The sequence below is a fragment of the Thermasporomyces composti genome, assembly GCF_003386795.1.
Lineage (GTDB): Bacteria > Actinomycetota > Actinomycetes > Propionibacteriales > Actinopolymorphaceae > Thermasporomyces > Thermasporomyces composti.
Genome location: NZ_QTUC01000001.1, coordinates 1253277 through 1278632 on the forward strand (window position 1 = coordinate 1253277; position 25356 = coordinate 1278632).

28 protein-coding genes and 1 tRNA gene are annotated in these 25356 nt (G+C 70.1%); 14 read left to right on the top strand and 15 right to left on the bottom strand.

Annotated elements, in window-relative coordinates; translation table 11 throughout:
* Window positions 1-81: 81 nt before the first annotated feature.
* On the top strand, window positions 82-1530 hold the full coding sequence (gene uxaC / locus DFJ64_RS05435; protein ID WP_115849459.1) for a glucuronate isomerase: 1449 nt from the start codon (window positions 82-84) through the stop codon (window positions 1528-1530).
* Here uxaC and DFJ64_RS05440 read toward each other — a convergent pair.
* The 5 genes from DFJ64_RS05440 to DFJ64_RS05460 all read right to left on the bottom strand — a co-directional run bounded on the left by DFJ64_RS05440 (window position 1502) and on the right by DFJ64_RS05460 (window position 6674).
* A complete protein-coding gene (locus DFJ64_RS05440) occupies window positions 1502-3793 on the bottom strand; it encodes a heavy metal translocating P-type ATPase (RefSeq protein WP_115849460.1) in 2292 nt (763 codons plus the stop codon). The genes uxaC and DFJ64_RS05440 overlap by 29 nt on opposite strands.
* 140 nt (window positions 3794-3933) lie before the next feature.
* A complete protein-coding gene (locus DFJ64_RS05445; RefSeq protein ID WP_170152506.1) occupies window positions 3934-5019 on the bottom strand; it encodes a hypothetical protein in 1086 nt (361 codons plus the stop codon).
* Window positions 5020-5103: 84 nt separating this feature from the next.
* Window positions 5104-5334, bottom strand: coding sequence for a heavy-metal-associated domain-containing protein (locus DFJ64_RS05450; RefSeq protein WP_115849461.1), 231 nt, complete (start codon window positions 5332-5334; stop codon window positions 5104-5106).
* 164 nt (window positions 5335-5498) lie between these two features.
* Entirely contained in the window at window positions 5499-5795 is a 297-nt protein-coding gene (locus DFJ64_RS05455; RefSeq protein ID WP_115849462.1) for a metal-sensitive transcriptional regulator, read from the bottom strand.
* A gap of 420 nt (window positions 5796-6215) precedes the next feature.
* Window positions 6216-6674, bottom strand: a complete 459-nt coding sequence (locus DFJ64_RS05460) for a GNAT family N-acetyltransferase (protein ID WP_115849463.1) — start codon at window positions 6672-6674, stop codon at window positions 6216-6218.
* Between the two features lie 153 nt (window positions 6675-6827).
* On the opposite strand from DFJ64_RS05460, the gene DFJ64_RS05465 reads away from it, so the two are divergent.
* The 9 genes from DFJ64_RS05465 (at window position 6828) to DFJ64_RS19645 (ending at window position 14376) form a co-directional block, all read left to right on the top strand.
* The gene (locus DFJ64_RS05465) at window positions 6828-7670 is read left to right on the top strand and encodes an ABC transporter ATP-binding protein (protein WP_281268488.1); all 843 of its coding nucleotides are present in this window, start codon (window positions 6828-6830) and stop codon (window positions 7668-7670) included.
* Between the two features lie 63 nt (window positions 7671-7733).
* Window positions 7734-8717, top strand: coding sequence for an ABC transporter substrate-binding protein (locus DFJ64_RS05470; RefSeq protein ID WP_115849464.1), 984 nt, complete (start codon window positions 7734-7736; stop codon window positions 8715-8717).
* Window positions 8714-10819 (top strand): iron ABC transporter permease, encoded by a 2106-nt coding sequence (locus DFJ64_RS05475; protein ID WP_245940958.1) that lies wholly within the window; start codon window positions 8714-8716, stop codon window positions 10817-10819. The genes DFJ64_RS05470 and DFJ64_RS05475 overlap by 4 nt, the downstream gene beginning before the upstream one ends.
* Before the next feature lie 71 nt (window positions 10820-10890).
* Window positions 10891-11553, top strand: coding sequence for a DNA methyltransferase (locus DFJ64_RS05480; RefSeq protein ID WP_170152507.1), 663 nt, complete (start codon window positions 10891-10893; stop codon window positions 11551-11553).
* A 113-nt stretch (window positions 11554-11666) separates the two neighbouring features.
* The gene (locus tag DFJ64_RS05485; RefSeq protein WP_115849466.1) at window positions 11667-12476 is read left to right on the top strand and encodes a class I SAM-dependent methyltransferase; all 810 of its coding nucleotides are present in this window, start codon (window positions 11667-11669) and stop codon (window positions 12474-12476) included.
* Window positions 12477-12574: 98 nt separating this feature from the next.
* The gene (locus DFJ64_RS05490) at window positions 12575-13063 is read left to right on the top strand and encodes a PH domain-containing protein (RefSeq protein WP_115849467.1); all 489 of its coding nucleotides are present in this window, start codon (window positions 12575-12577) and stop codon (window positions 13061-13063) included.
* A 302-nt stretch (window positions 13064-13365) separates the two neighbouring features.
* Window positions 13366-13650, top strand: coding sequence for a hypothetical protein (locus tag DFJ64_RS05495; RefSeq protein WP_115849468.1), 285 nt, complete (start codon window positions 13366-13368; stop codon window positions 13648-13650).
* A gap of 166 nt (window positions 13651-13816) precedes the next feature.
* Window positions 13817-14164 carry an HAD family hydrolase gene (locus tag DFJ64_RS19640; protein ID WP_211310501.1) on the top strand — a complete coding sequence of 116 codons (348 nt, stop codon included), beginning with the start codon at window positions 13817-13819 and terminating at the stop codon, window positions 14162-14164.
* On the top strand, window positions 14101-14376 hold the full coding sequence (locus tag DFJ64_RS19645) for an HAD-IA family hydrolase (protein WP_245940959.1): 276 nt from the start codon (window positions 14101-14103) through the stop codon (window positions 14374-14376). The genes DFJ64_RS19640 and DFJ64_RS19645 overlap by 64 nt, the downstream gene beginning before the upstream one ends.
* A gap of 89 nt (window positions 14377-14465) precedes the next feature.
* Here DFJ64_RS19645 and DFJ64_RS05505 read toward each other — a convergent pair.
* A tRNA-Gln gene (locus tag DFJ64_RS05505) sits at window positions 14466-14536 on the bottom strand.
* Between the two features lie 297 nt (window positions 14537-14833).
* Between DFJ64_RS05505 and DFJ64_RS05510 the strand changes: the two genes are divergently transcribed.
* The gene (locus DFJ64_RS05510; RefSeq protein ID WP_115849469.1) at window positions 14834-15259 is read left to right on the top strand and encodes a hypothetical protein; all 426 of its coding nucleotides are present in this window, start codon (window positions 14834-14836) and stop codon (window positions 15257-15259) included.
* Between the two features lie 89 nt (window positions 15260-15348).
* On the opposite strand, the gene DFJ64_RS05515 is transcribed toward DFJ64_RS05510, so the two are convergent.
* From DFJ64_RS05515 to DFJ64_RS05535, 5 genes are all read right to left on the bottom strand, one after another.
* Entirely contained in the window at window positions 15349-16161 is an 813-nt protein-coding gene (locus DFJ64_RS05515; protein WP_115849470.1) for a CPBP family intramembrane glutamic endopeptidase, read from the bottom strand.
* Between the two features lie 172 nt (window positions 16162-16333).
* The gene (locus tag DFJ64_RS05520; RefSeq protein ID WP_245941272.1) at window positions 16334-17143 is read right to left on the bottom strand and encodes an NAD-dependent epimerase/dehydratase family protein; all 810 of its coding nucleotides are present in this window, start codon (window positions 17141-17143) and stop codon (window positions 16334-16336) included.
* Window positions 17049-17552, bottom strand: a complete 504-nt coding sequence (locus tag DFJ64_RS19845; protein ID WP_115849472.1) for a VOC family protein — start codon at window positions 17550-17552, stop codon at window positions 17049-17051. The genes DFJ64_RS05520 and DFJ64_RS19845 overlap by 95 nt, the downstream gene beginning before the upstream one ends.
* A gap of 39 nt (window positions 17553-17591) precedes the next feature.
* Window positions 17592-18083 (bottom strand): GNAT family N-acetyltransferase, encoded by a 492-nt coding sequence (locus DFJ64_RS05530; RefSeq protein ID WP_115849473.1) that lies wholly within the window; start codon window positions 18081-18083, stop codon window positions 17592-17594.
* Window positions 18080-18883: a trans-aconitate 2-methyltransferase gene (locus tag DFJ64_RS05535; RefSeq protein ID WP_115849474.1), complete on the bottom strand. Its 804-nt coding sequence runs from the start codon at window positions 18881-18883 to the stop codon at window positions 18080-18082. Before DFJ64_RS05535 ends, DFJ64_RS05530 begins: the two co-directional genes overlap by 4 nt.
* Window positions 18884-19142: 259 nt before the next feature.
* Between DFJ64_RS05535 and DFJ64_RS05540 the strand changes: the two genes are divergently transcribed.
* Both DFJ64_RS05540 and DFJ64_RS05545 read left to right on the top strand, forming a co-directional pair.
* Window positions 19143-19673, top strand: coding sequence for a MarR family winged helix-turn-helix transcriptional regulator (locus DFJ64_RS05540; RefSeq protein ID WP_245940960.1), 531 nt, complete (start codon window positions 19143-19145; stop codon window positions 19671-19673).
* Window positions 19674-19767: 94 nt separating this feature from the next.
* On the top strand, window positions 19768-20220 hold the full coding sequence (locus tag DFJ64_RS05545; RefSeq protein ID WP_115849476.1) for an RrF2 family transcriptional regulator: 453 nt from the start codon (window positions 19768-19770) through the stop codon (window positions 20218-20220).
* 80 nt (window positions 20221-20300) lie between these two features.
* Here DFJ64_RS05545 and DFJ64_RS05550 read toward each other — a convergent pair whose 3' ends face one another.
* On the bottom strand, window positions 20301-20876 hold the full coding sequence (locus DFJ64_RS05550) for a CueP family metal-binding protein (RefSeq protein ID WP_115849477.1): 576 nt from the start codon (window positions 20874-20876) through the stop codon (window positions 20301-20303).
* A 156-nt stretch (window positions 20877-21032) separates the two neighbouring features.
* Between DFJ64_RS05550 and DFJ64_RS05555 the strand changes: the two genes are divergently transcribed.
* Window positions 21033-22295, top strand: coding sequence for a mandelate racemase/muconate lactonizing enzyme family protein (locus DFJ64_RS05555; protein ID WP_115849478.1), 1263 nt, complete (start codon window positions 21033-21035; stop codon window positions 22293-22295).
* Window positions 22296-22468: 173 nt separating this feature from the next.
* Here DFJ64_RS05555 and DFJ64_RS05560 read toward each other — a convergent pair whose 3' ends face one another.
* The 3 genes from DFJ64_RS05560 to DFJ64_RS05575 all read right to left on the bottom strand — a co-directional run bounded on the left by DFJ64_RS05560 (window position 22469) and on the right by DFJ64_RS05575 (window position 25214).
* Entirely contained in the window at window positions 22469-22672 is a 204-nt protein-coding gene (locus tag DFJ64_RS05560; RefSeq protein ID WP_115849479.1) for a DUF397 domain-containing protein, read from the bottom strand.
* The gene (locus DFJ64_RS05565; RefSeq protein WP_115849480.1) at window positions 22662-23543 is read right to left on the bottom strand and encodes a helix-turn-helix domain-containing protein; all 882 of its coding nucleotides are present in this window, start codon (window positions 23541-23543) and stop codon (window positions 22662-22664) included. The genes DFJ64_RS05560 and DFJ64_RS05565 overlap by 11 nt, the downstream gene beginning before the upstream one ends.
* A gap of 654 nt (window positions 23544-24197) precedes the next feature.
* The gene (locus tag DFJ64_RS05575; RefSeq protein WP_115849482.1) at window positions 24198-25214 is read right to left on the bottom strand and encodes a serine protein kinase RIO; all 1017 of its coding nucleotides are present in this window, start codon (window positions 25212-25214) and stop codon (window positions 24198-24200) included.
* Window positions 25215-25356: the final 142 nt, after the last annotated feature.

Below are 25356 nucleotides of genomic sequence, written 5' to 3' on the forward strand. Positions count from 1 at the left end.
CGGGTGTACGCCCACGCCGACGACTCGGCCTCGCCGAGCGCGCATCGCGTCGGACAGGCGCGATCTGGGCAGACTCCCGGTATGACAGTCACCACCGTGCCGCTGCGCCTCGAGCCTGACCGGCTCCTCCCGGTGGAGCCCGAGGTGCGGGTGATCGCACGACGGCTCTACGACGTCGTGCGGGACCTTCCGGTGGTCTCCCCGCACGGCGACGTCGATCCGCGGGTCCTGCTCGACGACGAGCCGTTCGCCGACCCGGCGACGCTCTTGGTCACGTCCGACCGCGAGGTGACCCGACTGTTGCACGCGAGCGGGGTTCCGCTGGACAGGCTCGGCGTCGGCCTCGACTCCTCGTCGGAGGCGGGCTCCTTGTCGGAGACGCAGGCTCGCGCGGTGTGGCGGGCGTTCTGCGAGCACTGGGACGTCTTCCGCGGCACCACCGTACGGCTTCGGACGGAGTACCAGCTCGTCGAGATTTTCGGGGTGGCGTTGCGTCCATCACCACACACCGCGGACACGATGTTCGACCGGATCGCCGAGCGGCTCCGGCGACCGGAGTACCGTCCCCGCGCGCTCTACGAGCGGTTCCGGATCAGCGTCCTCGCCACCCGCGACGACGCCTGCTCCGACCTGCAGGTCCACGCGGCGCTGGAGGCCGACCCCAGCTGGCCCGGGCGCATCATCCCCACCTTCTGCCCGGACGCCTACCTCGAGCCGGGACCGGGCTGGACGGCTCGGGTCGCCAGGCTGGGGCAGGCGGCGGACGTCGACGTCGGCGACTACCCCGGCTTCATCCAGGCACTGGAGCGGCGACGCCGGTTCTTCATCGAGCACGGCGCGACCTCGACCGTCCACACGCACCCGGACATCCGCACCGACCGGATCGAGCCCTCCGAGGCCAACCGCATCTACCAGGCAGCTCTGTCCGACGAGGCCACCGCCTCCGAGGCGGAGGCCTTCCGCCGGCACATGCTCGGCGAGATGGCGCGCATGTCGTGCGACGACGGTCTGGTCATGGTTCTCCACACGGGCGTGCGACGCCAGGACCCACCGACGGCCGAGTGGTTGGCGCCGGACAGCGGCGTGACCGCCCCAGTCGAGGTCACCGACGCCCTGCGTCCGCTGCTCGAGCGGTACGGCACCCACCCAAACCTGCACCTCGTCGTCTTCACGGCGGACGAGGCGGCCTGGTCGCGCGAGCTCGCGCCCCTCGCCAGCCGCTATCCCTCCGTCTACCTGGGCGTGCCGCGGGGCCCAGACACGCTCCGCAGGTTCCGCGCGGCCACGACGGAGACCGCCGGGTTCTCCCGTACCTGCGGCGGGGCCGACGACGCCCGCGCCTTCTGCTCGGTCCCGGCCCGCCACGACATCGCTCGCCGCGTCGACGCCGGTGTCCTCGCCCGCCTCGTCGCCGAGGATCGGCTGGAAGAAGACGAGGCCATCGAGACCGCCGTCGACCTGGTGATCGACCAGCCTCGACGGGTCTTCAAGCTCGCGCCGTTCACCCTGCCGGGACAGCGTGGTCGGTGAGCGGACGGAACCGTCGCAGCCGCAGGCTGTTGCTCACGACGAACACCGAGCTGAACGCCATCGCCGCGCCGGCCAGCATCGGGTTGAGCAGCCCGGCCGCGGCGAGCGGGATCGCCGCGACGTTGTAGGCGAACGCCCAGAACAGGTTCCCCTTGATCGTGGCGAGGGTGCGCCGGGACAGCCGGATCGCGTCGGGCACGACCCGCAGGTCGCCGCGGACCAAGGTGAGGTCGGACGCCTCGATCGCGACGTCCGTGCCAGTGCCCATCGCCAGTCCCAGGTCGGCCTGGGCCAGGGCGGGCGCGTCGTTGACCCCGTCGCCGACCATGGCGACGACCCGACCGTCGGCCTGCAGGCGGCGGACCACGTCGGCCTTGTCGCGCGGGAGCACTTCCGCGATCACCTCGTCGATACCCACTTCGGCGGCGACAGCACGGGCGACCCGCTCGTTGTCGCCGGTGAGCAGGACCGGCGACAATCCGAGTGCCCGCAGCTGCTCGATCGCCTCGGCGGACGTCGGCTTCACCGTGTCGGCGACGACGAGGACGCCCCGTGCCTTGCCGTCCCAGCCGACCGCGACCGCGGTGGACCCGCGAGCCTCGGCGTCGGCCATGGCGGGCTCGAGCTCGGCTGGCAGCTCCTGGGACCGCTCGCGCAGCAGGCGTGGACGTCCGACGACCACGGCGTAGGTGTCGTCGCCGTCGATGACCACGCCCTGCACTCCGAGCCCTTCGAGGTTGCGGAAGTCGTCGACTCGCGGCAGCGGCCCGGTACGGTCCGCCGCGGCCGCGGCGATCGCCTGCGCGATGGGGTGCTCGGAGGCGTGCTCGACCGCGCCCGCGAGCCGCAGGATCAGATTCGGATCCTCGCCGGGCGCCGCCACGACGTCGGTGAGCGTCATCCGCCCCGTGGTGACCGTGCCGGTCTTGTCGAGCACCACCGTGTCGACGGTCCGCGTCGACTCGAGCACCTCGGGGCCCTTGATGAGGATGCCGAGCTGGGCACCGCGTCCGGTTCCCACCATGAGGGCGGTGGGTGTGGCCAGACCGAGCGCGCACGGGCAGGCGATGATGAGGACGGCGACCGCGGCGGTGAAGGCGGCCTGGGCGCCCGCTCCGGTGCCGAGCCAGAAGCCGAGCGTGGCGGCGGCGAGGCCGAGCACGACCGGCACGAAGATCGCGGAGATCCGGTCGGCGAGCCGCTGCACCTGGGCCTTGCCCTGCTGGGCCTCCTCGACCAGCTTGGCCATCTGCGCCAGCTGGGTGTCTGCTCCGACACGGGTGGCGCGCACGACGAGCCTGCCGCCGACGTTGACCGTCGCACCGACCACGGTGTCGCCGGGCCGCACCTCGACCGGCACGGACTCGCCGGTGAGCATCGAGACGTCGACCGCCGACGTCCCCTCCTCGACGACGCCATCCGTCGCGATCTTCTCCCCGGGCCGGACGACGAACCGGTCCCCCACCGCGAGCTCGTCGATCCCGATCCGGGTCTCGGTGCCGTCACGCAGGACGGCGACGTCCTTGGCGCCCATCTCGAGCAGGGCGCGCAGCGCGGCTCCCGCGCGCCGCTTCGAGCGCGCCTCGAGGTAGCGGCCGACGAGGAGGAACATCGTCACACCGGCGGCGGTCTCCAGGTACATCGCGGCGGAGCCGTCGGTGCGGCCGATGGTGAGCTGGAAGGGGTGCTTCATGCCGGGGACGCCCGCCGTGCCGAACAGCAACGCGTACAGCGACCACCCGAACGCCGCGAGAGTGCCGAGCGACACGAGGGTGTCCATCGTGGTGGAGCCGTGCCGGAGGTTCGTCCAAGCGGCCTTGTGGAACGGCCAACCACCCCAGACCACCACGGGTGCCGCGAGCGTGAGGGAGATCCACTGCCAGTAGGTGAACTGCAGGGCCGGGATCATCGCCATCGCGATGACGGGTACCGTCAGCACCACCGAGATCAGCAGGCGCTGCCCGGCCGACCGGGTGGGGTCGTCGCCCTCGTCGTCCTCGGCCGGCCGTTCGGCGTCGCGCGGTGCGGGCAGTGAGGCCGTGTAGCCGGTCTTCTCGACCACCGCGATGAGGTCGTCGACGGTCACGTCACCGTCGATGGTCACGGACGCCTTCTCCGTCGCGAAGTTGACGCTGGCGGTAACCCCGTCGAGCCGGTTGAGCTTCTTCTCGATGCGTGCCGCGCAGGACGCGCACGTCATCCCCCCGATCACCAGCTCGACGCGCTGCCCGGAGCGGCGAGACATCTCATCGGTGGTGCTCATGTCGTCTCCTCTGTCGCGTCCACCCGTCAGCGACCCGTCCCTGCTCGTGGTCGGGGTCCTGCTGCGCCGCCGTTCCCGCCTTGGCCGGCTCTGCTCCTGCTCTGGCCAGCCCTGTTCCTTCTGCGCGGTACCGCCCCGCTCTAGCCATCGCCGTCATGACCGTCGCCGTCATGACCGTCGCCGTCATGACCGTCGCCGTCATGACCCTTCTCACCACGGCCGTCTCCGTGCTCGCTGCTCCCGCCATGACCGGCCTCGCCGTGCTCACCGTCGTGGCGCGGTGTGGGATCGACGCGAACGGTGAACTCCGCCGTTCGGACCTCGCCGGCGTGCCGGAAGTCCAAGAACAGCCGGTACTCACCCGCGCTGGGTGGCGTGACGTCGAAGGTGATGTCAGGACCGGGCTTCGTCGTCCCGTCACCGGGCACGCCGCCCGGATGGACGTGCAGGTAGGCGAGGTCGCCGGCACGCAGGGCGACCAGGTGCCCGTACGCGCCCAGGTAGGGCTGCAGGTCGGTGACGGGCTCGCCGTCGCGGCTCACCGTCAGCGTGAGCCGCGACGGCTGGCCCGGCTTGAGCTCGCCGCGCAGGGTGACGGTGTAGTCGTCGACCCGCGCGGTCGTCGACGGAGCCGGCAGAGGCTGGGGCGTGTAGTCGCCCGCCACCGCGAGATCGGTGCCCAGCGTCAGGTTCTCGCCGCCTCGAGGCACGAAGTCGGCGAAGAGGCGCCACTGACCCGGGCTGAGCGTGAGCGGTACCGACCAGGTGCCGTCCGGAGCCATCGCAGGATGGACGTGCTGGAACCCCGAGAGGTCACGCCGCACGGCGATGAGGTGGAGATCCTTCTCGTGGTTCTCCACGAAATCGGTGACCGCGCGCCCCACGGCGTCCCGGATGGTGAAGCGCACCGTCGGTCGACCCGCGGGCAGGATGGAGTGCTCCACGTCGAGGGTGTAGCCCTGGTCGGATGCCAGGAGGCCACTCGGTCCGTGGGCCCCTCCGCTGGCCTCGTGCCCGACCGTGTCGTGGGAGTCGTGGGTGCCCGACCCATGGGCGTCGTGCGCGTCGGGCTGGTGGGCCTCCTGGTCGGTCCCCGCCTCGGAGCCGGCGTGCTCATCGGTGGGCCGGAGCTCGAGCGGTCCCACGAGGACACCGATGCCGAAGGCGGCGGCGAAGGCGGCCACGAGGACGGCGGCGAAGGCGGCGATCTTGACGGGTGTTCTCATCGTGGATCCTCACACCGGGAGATCGCCGCGACAGGCTCGGGCCCAGGGCCCGAGTCCTGACGCGCGCGGGCCACTCCTGGGTTGTCAGGCACCGGCGAGCTCGTAGCCGGCCTCCTCGACAGCGGCGCGTACCGCCTCGCGGTCGAGCGGACGGTCGCTCGTCACGGTGACGTTGCCGCTGGCCAGGTCGACGTCCACCGAGGAGACACCCTCGATCTGGCCCACCTCCGCCTTGACCGCGTTGACACAGTGGTCGCACGTCATGCCGACGACGGTGTAGGTCTGCACGGTCGCGCCGTTGCGGGAGTCACCCATGTCCTTCTCCTCTCACCACGTCTTCTCTCACCAAGCCGTCAACACGGCGTTGCCTTCGTGGACGCGCCGCCCGGCACGGCTCGCCGTGCGGTCTCGTGTGGTCTCGTGTGGTCTCGTCGAGACAGGAACGTCAGGAAGCGTCACTGGCGCGACGACACAGCTTGTCAGGAGCGCACGAGACGAGCGATGGCCTCGGACGCCTCTTTGACCTTCTCCTCGGCCTCGCGGCCGCCAGCTCGGGCGGCGCGGACCACGCAGTGGCTCAAGTGCTCCTCGAGCAGCCCGAGCGCCACCGACTGCAACGCCTTGGTCATTGCGGAGATCTGCGTGAGGATGTCGATGCAGTACTCCTCCGACTCGACCATGCGTTGCAGGCCCCGCGCCTGCCCCTCGATGCGACGCAAGCGCTTGAGGTAGTTTTCCTTGTTCCCGATGTAGCCGTGACCTGGGATATCGCTCATCTCTACCTTCTGCCCGCTAACCCTACCCCCCTAGGGTATGGACTCGACCACAATACCCGCCGAGGGTATTGACGCCAAGGTGGTACCACGGGTCGCCGTGGGCCACCGGGGTCCCGCGGAGCCGACCTGGCCGTTCTCGAGCCCACGAGGAACGGACCGTGAGGCTTGAGGTCCACCTAGTCGCGCGCAGGGCGGAGTAGGGCGAACGCGGCGGGTCGGACATGAGAGCCCGACCCGGGCTCAGTCGGCAGGGAGAGCAGCGCCCTGGGAACACGTGGAGACGAGGTCGCGGAGAGAAGGACGGCGGGCCGAAGGAAGGGAGAGGAGATCGTCGCGTGCGCCGACAGCCGACCGAACCTCCCGCCGTCGCTGGTCGTCGCCTGGGCGGCCGGCTAACGACCGATCAGCCGAGGGCGTGCATCAAGGGGATGAACCAGCGACGACGGTCCCCGGGAGCGGCCGCCCGTCGTGGACCATCACCGCCGTCGAGGTCCGCAGCGTGAAGCCGTGCTGGGTGGCCCAGTCGTGGAGCTGGGGGTACCGGTCGTCGAGGTCGAGGCGGACCGGTCCGTCGACGCTCGCCGCGATGTCGCCGATCAGCGCCTCGGCGTCGGCGACGCTGTCGGCGACGACCGGTCCGACGACGAGGTTGTCGACGTTCTGCCATACCCCGGCGTAGCCGGTCACGACGCCGCCGCGCTCGACCACGCGGAGCTGCGCGAGGAACCGAGGCAAGCCCTCGACGACCCGCCCGCGGTCCACGCCGTTCACCTCGGCGTCGAGCCGTCGAATCGCGGCGAAGTCGGCCGGCGTCGCCGGCCGGGATCCGAAGCGCTCGCGCTCGCCACGGTAGGTGCCGACGTAGGTGAAGGTCGTCATTTCCGGTCCCGACACGCCCGGCGGTCAGCGCCCCACCTCAACGCCAGCGTCGTTCCTCATCATCACCACCCACCGTCGACAGAGCGAGTCGACAGCGTGAGAGGCTGGACACACTCGCTGGAGTCGGAAGTGAGGTTAGGCTAACCTTCCGACGTGTCCACCAGTGCGCGTCCCCCCGCAGAGCCCGCGATAGGGCTGCGGGGAGTTGACCTCGACCTGGCGTACCACGGCACGCCCGTGGTCGAGGCCGCGACCGTTCAGCTTTGTCGCGGCGAGGTCACCGCCCTCGTCGGACCGAATGGCAGCGGCAAGTCCACGCTGCTGCGGTCGCTGGCTCGACTCCACCGGCCGGTGTCCGGGCAGGTCCTCCTGGACGACGGCACCTCGGCGCACGCCCTCTCGGCGAAGGAGTTCGCTCGTCGGGTCGCTCTCCTCGCCCAGTCCCGGCCCACCCCCACCGGCATCAGCGTGCGCGAGGTCGTCGGGTACGGCCGACACCCGCACCGCGGGCGCTGGGGTGCGCGCGACGAGGACGGCCCGGCGGCCGTCGAGTGGGCGATGACGGTGACCGGCGTCGCACCCATGGCCGACCGGTGCGTCGACGAGCTCTCCGGCGGCGAGTTGCAGCGCGTCTGGCTGGCGACCTGCCTGGCCCAGCAGACGTCCGTGCTCCTCCTGGACGAGCCGACGACCTTCCTCGACCTGCGCTACCAGGTGGAGATCCTCGACCTGCTCCGCGACCTGGCCGACGTCCACGGTGTCGCGGTCGGCGTCGTGCTCCACGACCTGGACCAGGCGGCCGCGGTCGCCGACCAGGTGGTCCTGCTCGAGAAGGGGACCATCGTCGCCAGCGGGCCACCGCGCGAGGTGTTCACCAGCGAGCTGCTCTCCCGCGCGTACGGCATCCACATCGACGTTCGGATCGACCCGCAGACCGGGACGATCGTCACCCAACCCGTGGGCCGCCACACCCGACGCGTCCCCACTCCGGCCTAACCGCGCCGCTGGCCGTCTCACCCCCATCGAAGATCCCCCGCACCGACCCACCAAGGAACCCTCATGACTCTTCGCCGCACGTTCCTCGGGCTCGTCTGCGTGGCCGCCCTCGCAGCCTGCGGGACCACCGAGGATCCATCCGGAGCCGCACCTACCCCGCCAGCGACGACCACCGCCGAGCCGATCACCCTGACCGACGCGCGGAACAAGCCGGTCACCCTGCCGAACGGGCCGGCCACGCGCGTCGTCGCCCTGGAATGGAGCGAGGCCGAGATCCTCGTCACCTTGGGCGTCATGCCGGTCGGCGTCGCCGACGTCAAGGGCTTCTCGACATGGGTGCGTTCGGTGAAGCTCGACGCCGACGTGGCTGACGTCGGAACCCGCCAGGAGCCCAGCGTCGACTCGATCGTCGCCTTGGAGCCCGACCTGATCATCACCGAAGACAACCGCGGCGAGCAGACCATCGCCCAGCTCGAGAAGGCCGCTCCGGTGCTGGTGATGCGAGGCAGTGACGCCAGCCGGAACATCGAGCAGATGAAGGACAATGTCCGACTCATCGCGACCGCCGTCGGCAAGGAGGAGGAGGCCGAGGCGGTTCTCGAGGAGTTCGACGCCACCCTGGCGGAGGGCCAGCGCGCGATCGCGGACGCCGGACTCGCCGGCGCCGGGTTCGCCATGGCGGACGCCTGGACGGAGGGCAGCTCCGTCAACATCCGGATGTTCGGCAAGGGCTCGCTGATGTCCGACCTCGCCGAGGAGCTCGGCCTGCGCAACCAGTGGACGGGCGAGGTCGACGAGGTGTGGGGACTCGGGGTGACCGACGTCGAAGGCCTCACGGCGTTGCCGGACGTCCACTTCTTCTACAGCGCCTCCGAAGAGGACGTGTTCACCGGTGTGCTGGCCGACCAACCCATCTGGCGCTCCCTGCCGTTCGTGACGAAGGGACAGGTGTACAAGCTGGAGCCGGGAACCTGGACCTTCGGCGGACCCCGCTCGTGTGAGCACTTCATCAACCAGGTCGTCACCACCCTCACGACGAAGCGGTGAGCAACGCGCGCAGCGGTGCGGCTCCGGTGGTGACGCTTCCGCGACCGGAGCCGGCACCCCACGCGCCAGGACGGCGGATCCGGATCGCGGCGGCGTTCGGCGTCAGCGTCCTGGCCCTCGCCCTCCTCGCCGTGATCCACCTCACCCAGGGCACGTCCGAGATTGGCGCCGTCGACCTGCTCCGGCTCGCTCGTGGCCACGGCGACGAGGCCACGTGGAACATCCTGCTCGGCTCGAGGCTGCCACGCCTGGCCGCCGCGCTCGTCGTCGGCGTGGCCCTTGGTGTCGCCGGCGCCGTCCTGCAGTCCGTGGCGCGCAACGCGCTGGCCTCCCCGGACACGCTCGCGGTCAGCGCGGGCGCCTACCTCGCGGTGACGATCGCCGCTGCGTTCGGGCTCTCCCTTCCACTGCTCCCGGCGGGCGGACTGGCCTTCGTGGGCGGTCTCGGTGCGGCCGTGTTCGTGCTCCTGCTGTCGGCCGGTGGCGCCAGCGGTCCGACGCGACTGGTGCTGGCCGGATCGGCGACGGCGCTCGCGTTCAGCTCGGTGACGGCACTGCTGCTGTTGCTCTTCGAGGAACAGACCAAAGGACTGTTCGCCTGGGGCAGCGGATCACTGGTGCAAGCTGACCTTGACCCGAGTGCCCAGATGGCGCCGATCGTGGTGGCCGCGGTCGGCGGGCTCGTGGTGCTCGGCCACCGGCTGGACATCCTCGCGCTAGGAGACGACACCGCGGCCTCGCTCGGCCTGCCCGTCCGCCGGACCCGAGTCACCGCGGTCCTGCTCGCGGTGCTGTTGACCGCGGCCGCCGTCACGGTGGCAGGACCGATCGGGTTCGTCGGTCTGTGCGCTCCGGTGATCGTGCGTCTCGCCGCACCGCTGGTGCCCGGTCTGCTACGCCACCGCGTCTTGCTCCCGCTCTCCGGGGTCGCCGGCGCGCTCATCGTCGTCGGCGCGGACGTCCTGCTGCGCGCCGCGCTCGGGGGGCAGGGTGGGGTTGACGTGCCCACCGGCGTCGTCACGAGCGTCGTCGGCGCGGTGGTGCTCGTCCTGCTCGCTCGACAGCATCGCGACGCCGGACCCACCCGCCGTCCGCCGGCCGCCCGCACCGGCGGCGCCCGCTCCCGCGGTCGGTTCTGGCTGGTCCTCCTCGTCGCCCTCCTCGCGACGGCCGGCGCAGCGCTCGCGGGCATGCTCCTCGGCGACACACTCCTGCTCACCGGAGACGTCCTCAACTGGCTCACCGGCGCCTCGGGTCCTCGTGTCACGTTCGTCCTCAACGAGCGGATGCCGCGCGTGGCCGCGGCTCTGCTCGCCGGAGCGGCCCTAGCGATCGCGGGCGTCACCGTCCAAGCCGCCTGCCGGAACCCTCTCGCCGAACCGGGGATCCTCGGGATCACCGCCGGCGCCAGCCTCGGCGCGGTGTCCCTCCTCACGTTCGTCCCTCTGGCGAGCGTGGTGGCCATGTCGGTGGCCGCCGGGGTCGGCGCGCTCGTGGCGTTCGCGCTCGTCTACGGGCTGGCCTGGCGGCGCGAGCTGAACCCGGACCGCCTCGTGCTCATCGGCATCGGCCTGTCCGCCGGGTTCACCGCGCTCACCACGCTCATCGTGGTGGTGCACGACCCCTGGAACACCGCCAAGGCGCTGACGTGGCTGTCCGGCTCCACCTACGGGCGGACCTTCGCCCAGGTCGTGCCGGTGCTCGTCGCACTGCTCGTGCTCACCCCGGTCGTCGTGACGCTGCGACGAGAGCTCGACTTGATGGCGCTGGACGACGACACGCCACGCGTTCTCGGTGTCCGCCTCGAGGTCACCCGACTCGCCGTCCTCACCGGTGCGGCGCTGCTCGCCTCCACCGCGGTCTCCGCTGTCGGGGCGGTGGGGTTCGCCGGACTGGTCGCACCGCACGTGGCGCGCGCCTTGGTCGGACCTCAGCACCGCCGGGTCATCCCCGTCGCGGCCGTGGTTGGCGCGCTCCTGGTCAGCCTCGCCGACACCCTCGGCCGGTTCGTCATCGCGCCCGCCCAGGTGCCGGCCGGCCTGCTGACGGCCCTGCTCGGCACGCCCTACTTCGTCTGGCTCCTGTGGCGCTCGCGGGCCTGACGGTGTCCGGCCCGTCGTCTGCGGAGGGCGGGACCCGCAGGCTGAGGGTCGGGTGATGACAGGATCTGCTCGTGCGCCCCGTGCTTCCGCTCCACGTCCCGCCACCCCGGCCCGAGCTCGCGGACGAGTTCACCGACGGCGAGTGCTACCCCGAGGCGCTGGTCGAGTGCTTCCTCGCCGAGTACACACGCCCAGGGGACGTGGTTTTCGATCCGTTCGCCGGCTCAGGGACGACGCTCGTCGTCGCCGAGCGCATGGGACGTCGCCCGCTCGGCCTGGAGATCGACCCTGACCGCGTGGACTTCGTCGCGGGCAGGCTCGCCGATCCGACCGCGATCCGACTGGGGGACGCCCGACGGCTCGACGAGTACGGCCTCCCACCCGTCGACTTCGTGATGACCTCGCCGCCGTACATGACGCGTCTCAACCATCCCGAGAACCCGTTGACGGGCTATGCGACGCGGGACGGCGACTACGAGCGCTACCTGGAGGAGCTCACCGACATCTTCCGGCGGCTTGGTCGACACCTGACCGCCAAGGCCCGGGTCGTGGTCAATGTCGCGAACCTGACCTACAACGACACCGTCACCCCACTGGCGTTCGACGTCGCGCGGTCGCTGTCGACCGTGCTGCGCTTCGAGCGGGAGATCGTGCTCGACTGGGACCGGACGATCGACTGGATCACCAACGACTACTGCTTGGTCTTCTCGACCATCCCCGCGGGCGCGCGGTGAGCAGGTCGCGGGCCCAACTGACCGGCCGAGCCGGCGCGCTCGATACTCGAGACACACGTCGCCATGTGAGATGGCACCCAGCGGTCGCCCGCGACCGGTTACGTTTCCCGCCTATGAGCGAGAGGTCCGCCACGTACGTCCACGGCCACCACGAGTCCGTGCTGCGCTCCCATCGTTGGCGCACGGCGGAGAACTCCGCCGCCTACCTCCTGCCGTCCCTCACGCCTGGGCAACGGCTCCTCGACGTCGGCTGTGGACCGGGGACGCTCACCGCCGACCTGGCCGATCGCGTGGCGCCGGGCACCGTCACAGCGATCGAGCCGACCGCTGACGTGCTGGAGATCGCCGCAGAGGAGGTATCCCGGCGTGGGCTGACCAACGTCGACTTCGTGGTGGCGGACGTCCACGCGCTGGCCTTCGCTGATGACGAGTTCGACGTCGTCCACGCGCACCAGGTCCTCCAGCACGTCGCCGACCCCGTGCAGGCCCTGCGGGAGATGCGACGCGTCTGTCGGCCGGGCGGCGTGGTGGCCGCACGTGACAGCGACTACGCGGCGTTCGCGTGGTATCCGCGCGTGCCGGAGCTGGACGAGTGGCTGGACCTCTATCGCACCGTCGCTCGCGCGAACGGCGGTGAGCCCGACGCCGGACGTCGACTGCTGTCCTGGGCTCAGGCCGCCGGTTTCGACGACGTCCGCCCCTCGGCCTCCGTCTGGTGCTTCGCGACACCGGAGGACCGCGCCTGGTGGGGAGGCATGTGGGCCGACCGCATCGTCGAGTCCGCCGTGGCCCGCCAGGCGGTGGAGATGGGGGTGGCGACCGAGGCGGACCTTCGCCGCCTGTCCGACGGCTGGCGGACCTGGGCCGGCGCGCCCGACGGCTGGCTCGTCATCCCGCACGGCGAGGTGATCTGCCGCGCCTAGTGGCTCGCGGGTGCCTTCGTCGCTCAGTTTTCGTGGGCCATCCGCTCGTCACGGCCTCGTTCGTGAGGGTCACCATGTGGTGATTCACAATCTCGGGCGTGGAAGCGACCGAGATCCGATTGCTTCGCGGCCTGCCGATTGCGCTGAGCCTCGGCAGCCTGACCCTTGTCGCCATGTGCGTCGCCGCCATGTTCGACCCACAGTCGGCATGGATCGCCATAGCTTTCACGCCGTTCGCTCTCATCGCCGCGGTGGTATGCGCGCTCCCACTCCTGGAAAATCCCCGCCTCCGTGTGGGACCTGACGGCGTGTCGGTTCGAGGACTCCGCCACCACGTCGCGTTCACCTGGCCGGAGATCCGGAGCGTGGGGATCGCTCGCTCGTCCGGCACGGAGTGCCTCGCTGTCTGGCTCGCGCCCGGTGTCAAGCCACCCGCACGCGAGAAATGGCTGTATCCGTCCTGGTCTCCGCGAGTCGGCGCGGTCATCATCGGGCGCCTCGACATGTGGGACACCACCCGGAGCGAGTTCCGCGCCGCCATATCGAACCACGCGCCGGACAAGTGGCGCGACGACTCCGCGCGCTGACGCCTTGACCTAAGGGAGGCGGCTTTCCCGGTAGGTCGACGTGAGTCGTGTGAGCGATTCGGAGCCTCCCCAGGTCATCCGACATCCGACGTAGGTCAACGTCCGCCATCGAGCCCACCGAGATCCGGGTGTTCGAAGTCACAATCCACCGGGCGCCGACCTGCGTCTGGCCCAGCGTCTCCTCGCCCTCCCCTCGTCGGCTCGACGATCCAAGCCGGCACGGAGCCCATGGCGCTGGCGTGTCTCACGCTGTCCCCGGGTACCGACACGTCGTCGACCGCGCGGCACGCAAGGAGGTCTCAATGTACGCAGTGGTGAGACGGTACGACGGGGTGACCGACCCGGCTGAGGTGGGACGCCAGGTGCGAGAGGGGTTCGTGCCCCTCGTCCGCCACGTCCCGGGCTTCGTGGCCTACTACTGGGTCGACGCGGGGGACGGGGTGCTGATCTCGACCAGCGTCTTCGAGGACCGCGCGGGCGCCGACGAGTCCACGAGGATCGCCGCCGACTTCGTGCGGGAGCACCTCGCGTCCCTGCTCCCGAACCCGCCTGAGGTCATGGCCGGCGAGGTCCTCGCGTCCGGGTAGGACTCTGTGAACGGCTCGCGGTCCTGGCTGGACCGCCCTACGACGGTGCGGCCGGCCGCCAGGAGGATCGCGCATGACGAAGGCGTACATCCTCTTCGACCACGACGGTGTCCTCGTCGACACCGAGTACTGGTACTTCGAGGCCGCGTGACGCGCCCTGGCCGACGTGGGCATCACCCTCGACAAGGACCACTACCTGCGGGATGTCGGCCAGGGCTTGGGCTCCTGGGCACAGGCCCGGGCGGCGGGCATCGACGAGCAGACCATCGCCAGGCTGGCCAAGGCGCGCGACGAGTACTACCAGGAGTACCTGAGAACGAAGGACATCGAGATCGACGGCGTCCTCGACACGCTCGCTGAGCTCTCACGCTACGCCCGGATGGCGATCGTGACGACCGCCAGCGTGCGGACTTCGAGCTCATCCACGCCGACCGTCGCATCACGCGGTTCATGGACTTCGTTCTCGTCCGCGAGGACTACCAGAACGCCAAGCCTCATCCCGAGCCCCACCTGACTGGCCTGCGACGCTTCGGCGCGGCCAGGGAGGAGGCGCTGGTGGTCGAAGACTCTCTCCGAGGGCTGAGGTCAGCCGTCGCGGCCGGCACCGACTGCGTCGTCGTCCGCAACGACTTCGCCAACGCCAGTGGGTCCGCTGACTTCTCGGCGGCCCGCTACCGCATCAACGCCTTGAGCGAGCTCACCGACATCGTGCTCGGTCGGGTGTGACGCGCCGCGCTCCGCCAGGCCAGGGGCCCTCAGACCGGGTCGCCCACGGCGGTGACCAACGGAGCCTGGGAGGGCCCTGATCGACATCGCTGGGGTGGGAGGACTCGAACCCCCATCATCAGATCCAAAATCTGAGGTCTTGCCCTTAGACGACACCCCATCGTCGGCGTCCCACAGCCTACGCGGGTACCGCCGCGGCCGTTTCACCCGGTTTGGCCGCAACGACCGGTTCGCCCAGCGTCACACGCAGGCGCTCCGCGTCGGCACGACCGCCGGCGAGCACGCTCCGGCGCTCGCTCGCACCGGGTGACAAGCCGCAGTCTACGCGGCGGGCCCCGCGCACCGGTCCGCCGACCGATCACGGCCGACCGTCGTGGCGGACCACCGGCGCCTCTGGTCCGGGCTCTGGGAGCACCGCCTATCCAACCTGCCAGGGTAGACGACACAATCGGAGGTCATGACCTTCCCAGACCAGCGCCGCCCCGACTCGCCGGACGACGAGCCGATGCCACCCGGCCACGGCTCGGTGGACCGCGACAGTGACCTCGGCGAGGAGGCCCTCCCTCAGCGGAAGCCCCTCAACCTCTCCGGGTGGGTCGCTCTCGTCCTCGGGGCCGTGGCGTTCGCCGGGAGCTTGCTGGTCGCCTGGACCGGCGCTGTGCTGCTCGCCGCGATCGCTCTCGCCTTGTCGATCACCGGCATGGTGCGGGTCTACCGTGGGCGCGCGACCAACAAGCGGGCGGCGGTCACGGCGTTCGCGCTGGCCCTCGGCACGGTCATCCTCGGCTTCATCTGGGCGGACCGGGCCCAACCGTGCATCCCCCTGGCCAACGACCCGGAACGCTTCACCGCCTGCTACAAGGAGCGCACCGGGCTGTTCTGACCGCCTCGCCTTGGTGGTCACCACACCGCTTCGGCCGCTCCGGCCACGCAGCAGTGTCCGACGACGCCATACCCTGACGACGCAGCACGTCACGGGAGCCAGCCGAGGTGGTCGCGCAGCAGGGCGTACCCCACGAACGCGACCACGTCGAGCAGGGTGTGGGCGATCACCAACGGCCACAGACGGTTGGTCCGCTGCCACAGGCGGCCGAAGATCAGCCCCATGAGGACGTTGCCGACGAAGCCGCCGAAACCCTGGTAGAGGTGGTAGGAGCCGCGGAGGATCGCGGACGCCACCAGGCTGACGTTCTCGGTCCACCCCCGTTGGCGCAGCCGGGTGAGCAGGTACCCGACGACCAGGACCTCCTCGGCCCAGGCGTTCCCTGCGGCCGCCAGCACCAGGACAGGCGTCCGCCACCAGTGATCGCCGAGCGCTGACGCCTGCACGGCGAGGTTGAGGTCGAGCGCCTGGGCGGCGAGGTAGAGGCCGAGGCCCGGGATGCCGATGAGGGCGGCGAGCCCGACGCCGACGGCCACGTCACGCCCCACTCGGGTCCTGTCGAGACCGACGAGCCGGGGGCCGATGCCGCTCCGCCACAGCAGGTACAAGCCGAGGCCTCCCCACGCGGCGAGCTGGACCACCCCGGCGAGCTGGAAGCCGAGGTCGACCAGGTGCTGCGCCGCGCGGGAGACGTTGAGCGCCACCGACTGCTCGCCGAGCGGCTCGGGCGCGAGCAACGCGTCGAGCAAGGACAGCACGCTGCGGAACCCGGACAAGCCGAGCGTCATGCTGAAGACCAGCACCAGCTCGACGAGCAACGCCCGCCGCTCGGCGGAGTCGGTGACGACCTCCGGTCGGTCCGGTCGCGACGGGGACAGCCAGGCGTGGACGACGTTCGGCACGAGCGCACGCTACCGATTCCTCGGCGGGACTGCCGCTCGACGGACGAGCCGGTCCGCGACGGCTGCACGCCCACGACATCGGTCAGCCACCGCCCGGGGACCACTCCACCTCGACCGCTGGTCGGGTGGTCGTCGTGCACCACCCGAGCCAGGGGTCGTCATCCGCCCGTCGCTACCGGCTCCCGTCGCGCGAGCCGTAGAGCATCCGGGCGATGTCGTCGGCGAAGCGCCGCTCGGAGTCGTCCTGCGGCTGGTAGCCGATCACCCGCCGGGCGTTGGTGATGCTCCAGAACGTCCGGGCGTTGTTGGAGACGCCGTAGAAGATGTGGAACGGGACGCCGTACTCGTCCGCGATGTCGGGCGTCTCGATGGACTTCACGAACAACTGCTGCAGGTCGCGTTCACTGATGTAGCCGGCGAGCTCGCGCACGTAGCGATAGGTCGGCTGGTCGACGAACTTGGCAGCGTCGACCTCGCGCGGCACCACGATCCGCACCTGGATCACGTCGAGCTTGCGGCCGAGGCTGCCGCAGGCGTAGAGGAAGCCGAGCGACTCGTACGCCGCCTTCGCCCAGCCGTAGAAGCTGTCCGGCCGGGGATAGTCCTCGGGACTCACCCGGTCCCGCAACCCTTGGAAGTACGGCTGCTCGTACCACTTCGCGGCCTGGTTGGTGCTGGCCGCCACCACACGCCGGACGCCCGTCTCGAGGGCAAGCTGGTACACCCGCTGCATCATGTCGACGTTGCGGCGTTCTCCCTCGTACCGCGACTGGGGGTCGTCACCGGTCGGCCGGTGGTACGCGGTGTGGACGACGGTGTCGACGCCGTCGAAGAGCCGCCGGAGATCGTCGGCGGGGTCGCTCAGCAGGTCCGCCACCTCGACACCCTCACCGGGGCTGAGGTCGACCAGTCGCAGGTCGTAGCGCTCCCGGAAGGCTGGCAGCAGCTGGCTCGCGATGTACCCCTTCGCGCCGGTCAGCAGGACCCGCCTCCGGGGTGCCGTTTCGTTGTTCGCCATGCGCGCAGCGTGACCTCTCGGGGGCCAGGACCTCCACCCGGTTGCCGTTGCCGTCCGCGGTGTAGAAGCGGCGGTAGCCAGGCAGGAGGTCGTCCCACTCAACAGGGAACCCGGCGCGGGCCACCTTGTCGGCCACGGCGTCGATGTCGTCGACGCAGAGCGCCGGATGCGCCTTGCGCGCCGGCCGGAAGTCCGGCTCGACGCCGACGTGAATCTCGACGTTCCCGTCAGCGGACCGGAACCATACTCCGCCGCGCGCCGCGAGGACTGGCGGCTTCTCGACCTCGGGGAGGCCGAGGGCGTCACGGTAGAAACGCCGGGCGGCGCCCTCGCCACCGGCCGGACAGGAGACTTGGACGTGGTGCAGCTTCACTCCTCCTCCTTCCCGACTCCTCCTTCCCGACGTGGCGCGTCATGGCGCGCCGAGGTAGAGCTTCATACCGACGTGGCTGGCGACGAAGCCGAGCCGCTCGTAGAACCTGTGGGCGGCCACGCGCGCGGCGTTCGACGTGAGCTGGAGGCGGACCGCACCACGTCGCCGGGCTTCGGCGATGACCCACTCCATGAGCGCCGTGCCGATGCCCCGCCCCCGCAGGTCGGCGGCGGTCCTCACCGACTCCACTTGGGCGATCAGCCCGCCGTGGTAGATCAGGTGCCGCTGGAAGTTCACCTGGCAGGTCGCGACGACCCGGCCGTCCAGCTCGCCGACGAGCAGCAGCGCCTGTGGGTCGGCCGTGATCTCCTCGAACGCCGCGACGTACTCGGGCGCCACCTCCTCGCCCGTCCCGACGTCCTCGGCCACCTCGCGGATGGCGTCGGCCGCGATGAGCGCCACGACGGCGGGGAGGTCGGCCCTCCGGGCCGCCCTGATGACCAACCCGCCAGCCGTCGTCGTGCCACTCATCGCGCCCTCCGCTGGGCGACCGCGAAGACGCGGCGGAACGGCAGGACCGTGCCGAACTCCTGGCGGGGGTAGGCCTGGCGCAACCGCGCCTTGTACTCCCGCTCGAACGCGGGCCGCACGTCCTCGGGCAAGGCCTGGAGGACGGGACGCGCGCCGGTCCCCTTGATCCACTCGAAGACGGGATCCTCGCCCTGCAGCACGTGGAGGTAGGTCGTCTCCCAGGCGTCGACGACGCAGCCTGCTCGGGCGAGCACCGCGAGGTAGGTCTCGGGACCGGGCGCATGGGCACGTTGGCGGACCTTCCCGTCGAGGTAGCTCGCCCAGGGCTCCTCGGCCGCGAGCGTGGAGAGGATCTGGTGGCTGGGACTGTCGAAGTTGCCGGGCACCTGCAGCGCCAGCCACCCGCCGGGCGCGAGGACGTCGACCCAGCGGGGCAGCAGCTCGAGGTGGCCGGGCACCCACTGCAGGGTGGCGTTCGTGACCAGGACGTCGACGGGCCTGTCCGGCTTCCAGTCCCGAACGTCGCCGAGGGTGAACGTCAGGCGACCAGGCTTGGTCAGTCGCTGGGCACGGGCGATCATCTCCGGCGAGGAGTCGATGCCCTCGACGTGAGCGCGCGGCCACCGGTCGCACAAGGTGGCGGTCAGCGTGCCGGGACCGCAGCCGAGGTCGACGACGAACCTCGGGTCGTCGGCCGCGATACGCGCGACCAGGTCGGCGAAGGGCCGGCCTCGCTCGTCGGCGTACCGGAGGTACTGGCCCGGATCCCACCGCACTCCAGCGGGCTCACCCACGGCCATCACGCCTCTCTCCAGGTATCTCCGGCGTATCTCCGGGTATCTCCGGCACGCTCTGGTGCCGCGACGCCACTCCGCATAGCTCTCCTCCAACGTGGTCCTCGTCGCGAGCGCCGTGACGGTCCACGGCGCCGGTGGTCGCCTGGCCGATCAGAGCGCTCGCGGTCGGGCCGCCGCGCCATTTGTCTTGACGTCGAGATAGCTTGCCGAAGCGATTGTCTTGATGTCAAGATTCTCGACCGCCGAGATACGCTTGGCGTTCGTGGAGACCGTTGCCCACGGGGAGGGTGGCCCGGAGCGCGAGGACGAGGTCGACCGCCTGGTGGCGGCGTGGCGCCGGGAACTCCCCGACCTCGACGTCTCACCCCTCGAGGTGCTGTCCCGCGTCACCCGACTCGCGCGCCATCTCGACCGCGCCCGGCGAAACGTCTTCTCCGCCCACGACCTGGAGCCCTGGGAGTTCGACGTCTTGACCGCGCTGCGGCGCGCGGGTCCGCCGTACGAGCTCTCGCCCGGCCGGTTGATCACCCAGACCCTCGTCACCAGCGGCACCATGACCAACCGCATCGACCGGCTGGCTGCCAAAGGGCTCGTCGAACGACGACCTGAGCCAGCCGACCGCCGCGGTGTACGGGTCCGGCTCACCCTCGAGGGCCAGCGCCGCGTGGATGCCGCGCTCGCGGCCCTCCTCGATCACGAGCGCACACTGCTCGCTGGACTCCCCGACGACGACCGCGCTCACCTGGCCGCGCTCCTGCGCAGCCTGCTCCTCCCCTTCGACGAGCGCACCTGAGGACACCTCCGAGCGACTGCCGGGACCTCGGCTCAGCACACGGCACCAGCCCCGGATGGCGCTGGCCGACAGCGCGGTAGGCCATGATGTGCGCGTGCAAATCTCGGCGCGAGCGGACTATGCGGTGCGAGCGATGCTCGAGCTCGCCGCCACCGATCACGTCGTGACCGCGGCTGCCCTAGCCGACGGGCAAGGGCTGCCTCACAAGTTCCTGGAGGCGATTCTCAGCGACCTGCGCCGTGCCGGGCTGGTTCGAAGCCAGCGAGGCGCCGACGGTGGGTACCGCCTGACCGCGCCCGCGGACCAGATCGCCATCGGCGACGTCATACGCGCCGTCGACGGCCCACTGGCGGGAGTGCGCGGCATGCGCCCGGAGGAGGCCCGCTACGACGGCGTCGCGGAGCACCTGCAGACCGTCTGGGTGGCGACCCGGTCCGCGATCCGCAGCGTCCTCGACGAGACCACGCTCGCGCACGTGGTGAGCGGCGATCTGCCCGAACACGTCCGTGGCCTGGCTGACGCTCCGGGCGCCTGGCAGCCCCGGTGAGTCAGCGCGGCGCCACGGCGAGGCAATACCGGTCCAAGGCGGATCGCTTCACAGGCGAGGGCTCGAGGCGATGTGAGCGCCTAGGTGAGGCGCAGAGTGGTGACGCACGTCGCACCCTCGTCGGTGGTGGTGAAGTCGGCGGTCCCGATGCGCCCATCGTGGCTGACCGTGATCGTGCCGTCGATATCACGAGGCAGCCAGAAGCCGACGAATCCGTTGTCGAAGGTGGTCGTCCGCTTGTCGACGAGAACCTCGCCGGTCTCGTCGTCGACGATCCGAACGTGGATTTCCTCGCCGGTGAGCTCGCCCTGGCACGTCGTCAGGCTGTGGTAGAAGCAGTCGTGCGTCCGGTCCACGTACGGGGCGACGGACAGGTAGTAGCGGTCCCTCGGCATGTCCAGGGCTACCTGTCGCTCTCCGTCGGAGAGCAGCAGCTCATCAGGGCGGACGGAGGCCGTAAGCTCCGTCGGCCGGTCGTCGGCTTCGATCCGGTCCAGGTGATCGATGATCTCCGTGACGTCCATCCCGCCGAGGCCGTAGGCGTCGAGGAAGCGTGCCTCCGCGCCCGTACTCGCGGGCTTTGCGGTGGAGTCCTCCGCCGAGCAGCCGGCAAGGATCATCAGGAGCGCCGCACCCGCTATCGACAGCCGCCTCACGTCGGTCTCCCTTGTTCTGGCCTCGAACTCGTGTGAGCAGCTCAGACGATAGCGAGGGGCCTCAGTGACGCCGATGTCAGGCCGGTTCCGGGCACGTCGACGTCGCACCGGCTTTGTGGGGCAGACATAGCCCGGTTCTGAAGCAGGATGAGCGGTATGGCCGCCCCACTGAAGATCACCGACGTCGAACGGATCGTTCTCAACGTGCCGTTCACTCCGCGCTGCGAGGAGTGGAACGCCCTGCTCGTTTGGAACTGGACCGTCGTCGAGGTCATCCGCGTGACCACCGACGCGGGTCTGGTCGGCTACGGCGAGACCCTGCTCCACTACAGCTGGGGCCGTGTGTCCGACGAGGCGGTCGCGCGTGTCCGTGGCGCGAACCCCGCTGACTTCCTGGGCGACGACTCGCTCGGGCCCGGCCTCCAGATGGCCATCTACGACGTGGTCGGCAAAGCGCTCGAGGTGCCGGTGTCGTCGCTGCTCGGGCCTCGCGTGCGCGAGTGGTGTCCCATCGCCTGGTGGAACACCAAGATGACGCCGAGGGCGCTCGCGGAGGAGGCACGCGAGGCGGTCGCGGCGGGCTACACATTCCACAAGTTCAAGGCCAGGCCGTGGATCGACGTCTACGAGCAGGTGGCCGCCGTCCGTGCGGTGACGCCGGACAACTATCGCCTCGACATCGACTGGAACGGCATGCTGCTCGACGCCGGCAACGCCGTACCGGTCCTCCAAGAGCTCGACCGCGACGACCGGGTGGCCATCTACGAGACGCCCATTCCCCACCCTGACCTGGAGGGTTACCGCCAGCTGCGCGGCAAGGTGGCCCGGCCACTCGCCGTCCATCTCAAAGCCCAGCCGTTCCAGGCGATGATTCGACAGGAGACGTGCGACGGCTTCGTCGTGGAAGGTGGCGTCGGTTCGATCCTCCGCCAGGGCGCGATCTGCGCCGAGTTCGGCAAGCCGTTCTGGCTCCAGATGGTCGGAACGGGCCTCACGACAGCGCTGTGCGCGCACCTCGGCGCGGTCCTCACCCACGCGCGCTGGCCCGCGGTCACGGCCCTCAACAACTACGCCGACGACCTTCTGGTGGAACCGTTGACGATCCGGGGCGGCTACCTCCGCGTCCCCGACGGACCGGGCCTTGGGGTCGAGGTGGACGAGGCGGCACTCGACCGCTACCGGATGACCGAGCCATACGAGCGTCCGGAGCGTCTGCACATCCTCACCGTCCGCTGGCCGAACGGTCGGGCCGTGCACTACGCGCGGATGGCCGACATGTGGACCGACTTCCTCGCCGGCAACCAGCCGGTGCAGGAGCGGGGCGTGTCGTTCGAGGTGTGGGTGGACGACGGCTCACGAGAGTGGGCGGACTTGCACTCCCGCGCCAGCCGGGGCCCGGTGCACAGCTGGTGGCGCTGATTCGAGGAGACAGACTGACTCGAGGAGACAGGCAGCCGACGAGCGGCGTCCGAGAGGCCGACGGGGACACCTGACGACGGGCGGCGATGAGGGGGCCCTCGGGCGTCGTCGCCCACCACCCGAGGGCCCGATGTCCTACTAAATGCTGAAATTTTGCCCGAAGTTGAGTGCGCTCAGCGCAGGTTGAACGTGCCCTTCTTCGCACCCTCGAGGAACGACGCCCACGCGCTGGCGCTGAAGACCAGGGCCGGGCCCTGAGGGTTCTTGGAGTCGCGCACCGCGAACGCCGAACCGAGGTCGGCGACCTCGACGCAGTTCTGGAAGCCAACCGATGCGCTCGCCTTGCGCCACTGAGCGCGGTGGAGATCAGGTGTCATGTTCGCCTCCTTGTGTGGTGGCCATCTCCGACACGATGGCCAAGATCTTCTTCGCCGACTCCGCGGGGCTGAGGGCGATGGCGGCGATGTGTCCGAACGCCACGTTCGCTCGCTCCACGTCGGCGGATTTCTCGAGGTAGGTGATGCCGGCCTGCCCGTCGGTGTAGACCACCGGCGAGTGGACGTCCTCCTCGAAGTCGAAGATGGTGAACGGTCCGATGGTGCCGGGATAGCTTCCAGCGTTGAACGGCACCACCTGCAAGATGCATCGCTCGCCGAGCTCCAGCAGTCGCATGAGCTGGCTGCGCATGACGTCCGGCTGCTTGCCGACCGGGCGGCGCAGCGCGGCCTCGTCGATGATCACCCAAAGTCGGCTGGGGTCGGTGTTGCCCTTCCAGAACGCCTCCTGACGAGCCAGCCGGATGGCCACGGCCCGCTCCTGCTCCGCCGGTGACGCGAAGGTGCACATGGCGTCGAGGGCACTCGCGTACTCCTCGGTCTGCAGCAGCCCGGGAATGATGAGCGGTTCGAACATCCGAATCCGCTGCGCCTCGGACTCCAAGGCGACGAAGACCGTATACGCCTTGGGCATGGAGCCGAGCGGCGCCCACCAGCCACGCTGCTTGCCGACCCGCTGGAGCTCCCGAAGCAGGTGCTTCATGTCGTCGGGGGCCTTGTAGAGGTCGAGCAAGACCTCGAGCTCGGCCTTGACGATGCCGACCTCGGCCGCCTCGATCTTGCGGATCTTCGACTCAGAGCACCCCAGCCGCTCGGCCGCATCGGTGAACGTTCGCCCTGCCTGTTCGCGCAGCTGCTTGAGCTCCTTGCCCAGCCGCCAGCGGGCGATCGTCGGACCGCTCACTCTAGGCATCCGAACCTCCCCGATGCGTAACTACGCCCAGTCTGGCCCTTTTGTGCCAGACGTGGCAAGCGTTTTCGCCCTACCCAATCGGGTCAGACCAGACTGAAGATCACTATCAGGGAGGACCGGTTGGGATCACGAAAATTTACATTGGAAGAGATACTTGACCTTACGTGGCGATCCTGTCACTCTAGGAGTCCCTACGGGCCGTCGTAGACCCCGGCCCATTCCCTGCGCGGCGGCCCGTAGGACTCCAATCTCACTGGAGGCCACCCAACAGGAGGCGTCCTGTGTCTCGACGGAGGGTTCTATGCCCGTCGCCACGTCAGCCATGCCGTGCCGGTTTCAGCTCTATCGACACCGTGATGTGAGCGGGGTATCGGGAACAGGCGTGGTGGCCTGGGGCACGGTGTATCCCAACGGGAAAGTGAGCCTCGTCTGGTGCGGTCCACGTCCGTCGGTGAACGTGTACGAGTCCCTCGCTGACGTGACCGCCATCCATGGCCACGACGGCTCGACCCAGATCATCATGTACGACGAGCTTCCTGACTCCGCGGCCGTGGGCTGGTGAGCCTCTCCCACCTCGGCACTGAACGCGCTCCCGCGCCGTCACCGTGTCCACCCGTACCAGCTCGGGCGTGCCCGCCAGACCACAAGCTGGCGTCACGCCAGTCCGGCTTCGGAAAGCACGAGGTCGACCAGCGCGTTCGGGTCCGCGACATCAACCGACAGCCCACGTGCGGTAAACCATTCACAGATCCGGCGCGCGTCCCGCTCGAGGAACGGGCGTCCCTGCGGGTTGACGGCCAGGTCGACGAGCTGCGGCACGTCGATGAACACGAGGTCATCGCCGTCGGCCAACACGTTGTACGCCGACAAGTCCCCGTGGGTGTAGCCGAGCCGCCCCATCGCCACCATGGCGGCCCGCATCACCTCCCACCAGTGACGCAGCTGGCCAGGTTCGGGGCGAAGCTGCGCCAGCCGGGGAGCCGGTGTCCCGTCCTCGTCACCGATGAACTCCATCAACACCTCGGTTCCCAGGCACTGCACCGGATACGGGACAGGGACGCCGGCCGACCAGAGGTGGCACAGCGCGGCGAACTCCGCGGTCGACCACTGCTGGGCGATGAGGTTGCGACCGAAGTTGGTGCGGCGGTCGATCGCCCGTTGGTCCCGCACTCGTCGCAGTCGCCGCCCCTCCAGGTAGCTGGCGTCACGGTGGAAGAGCCGGTGGTCGGCTCCCCGATAGCGTTTGGACGCCAACAAGCAACGCCGGTCAGAGCCGGGAACACCCCGTTCGAGTAGGTGGACGTCGGCTTCCTTGCCCGTCTTGAGCACGCCGAGGTCGGTGTCAACGGCGGCGAGCTCGGTGACCAACCATTCCGGATACGGCTCGGGGCCACGAGAGCCGTCATCCCACGTCGACCACCGAATCCCCGCCGGCGGCGCGTCGGCGGTCGCAGCGGCCTCGCGCTCCCGGGCGAGGCGCGCCCGCTGCTCCTCGGTCAGCCGCCCACGCGTGCCAGGAGACGGCTCGTTGTCGGCGCGACGGCGCCGCATCCGCACCGTCGTCGGCAGGTCGGCATCGACGTCGGCGAAAGGATCGATGTCCCCGTCGCTTTCCCACCACGACGCGACTCGCGGGCGGTAACGGCGAGGAAAAGAACTGCGCTCACGCATGAAAAGCTCCTTCGGAGAACACGTCCTCCGAAGGGCGATCAGCCTGGCGTCAGCCTCCCGGAGGACCGTCGAGCGAGGTACGTGCTCACCTGAGTCATGGCAGTGACGCACCTCCTCTCGAGATCTCCGGACACCTTGGGCA

Coding starts and splice junctions, on each gene's coding strand:
- DFJ64_RS05470 (WP_115849464.1), top strand. CDS start 7,734: ATGACTCTTCGCCGCACGTTCCTCGGGCTCGTCTGCGTGGCCGCCCTC.
- DFJ64_RS05440 (WP_115849460.1), bottom strand. CDS start 3,793: ATGAGCACCACCGATGAGATGTCTCGCCGCTCCGGGCAGCGCGTCGAG.
- DFJ64_RS05575 (WP_115849482.1), bottom strand. CDS start 25,214: ATGCGTGAGCGCAGTTCTTTTCCTCGCCGTTACCGCCCGCGAGTCGCG.
- DFJ64_RS05445 (WP_170152506.1), bottom strand. CDS start 5,019: ATGAGAACACCCGTCAAGATCGCCGCCTTCGCCGCCGTCCTCGTGGCC.
- DFJ64_RS05565 (WP_115849480.1), bottom strand. CDS start 23,543: ATGCCTAGAGTGAGCGGTCCGACGATCGCCCGCTGGCGGCTGGGCAAG.
- DFJ64_RS05535 (WP_115849474.1), bottom strand. CDS start 18,883: ATGGCCGTGGGTGAGCCCGCTGGAGTGCGGTGGGATCCGGGCCAGTAC.
- DFJ64_RS05510 (WP_115849469.1), top strand. CDS start 14,834: ATGACCTTCCCAGACCAGCGCCGCCCCGACTCGCCGGACGACGAGCCG.
- DFJ64_RS05485 (WP_115849466.1), top strand. CDS start 11,667: ATGAGCGAGAGGTCCGCCACGTACGTCCACGGCCACCACGAGTCCGTG.
- DFJ64_RS19645 (WP_245940959.1), top strand. CDS start 14,101: ATGGACTTCGTTCTCGTCCGCGAGGACTACCAGAACGCCAAGCCTCAT.
- DFJ64_RS05450 (WP_115849461.1), bottom strand. CDS start 5,334: ATGGGTGACTCCCGCAACGGCGCGACCGTGCAGACCTACACCGTCGTC.
- DFJ64_RS05460 (WP_115849463.1), bottom strand. CDS start 6,674: ATGACGACCTTCACCTACGTCGGCACCTACCGTGGCGAGCGCGAGCGC.
- DFJ64_RS05530 (WP_115849473.1), bottom strand. CDS start 18,083: ATGAGTGGCACGACGACGGCTGGCGGGTTGGTCATCAGGGCGGCCCGG.
- DFJ64_RS05455 (WP_115849462.1), bottom strand. CDS start 5,795: ATGAGCGATATCCCAGGTCACGGCTACATCGGGAACAAGGAAAACTAC.
- DFJ64_RS05560 (WP_115849479.1), bottom strand. CDS start 22,672: ATGACACCTGATCTCCACCGCGCTCAGTGGCGCAAGGCGAGCGCATCG.
- DFJ64_RS05495 (WP_115849468.1), top strand. CDS start 13,366: ATGTACGCAGTGGTGAGACGGTACGACGGGGTGACCGACCCGGCTGAG.
- uxaC (WP_115849459.1), top strand. CDS start 82: ATGACAGTCACCACCGTGCCGCTGCGCCTCGAGCCTGACCGGCTCCTC.
- DFJ64_RS05555 (WP_115849478.1), top strand. CDS start 21,033: ATGGCCGCCCCACTGAAGATCACCGACGTCGAACGGATCGTTCTCAAC.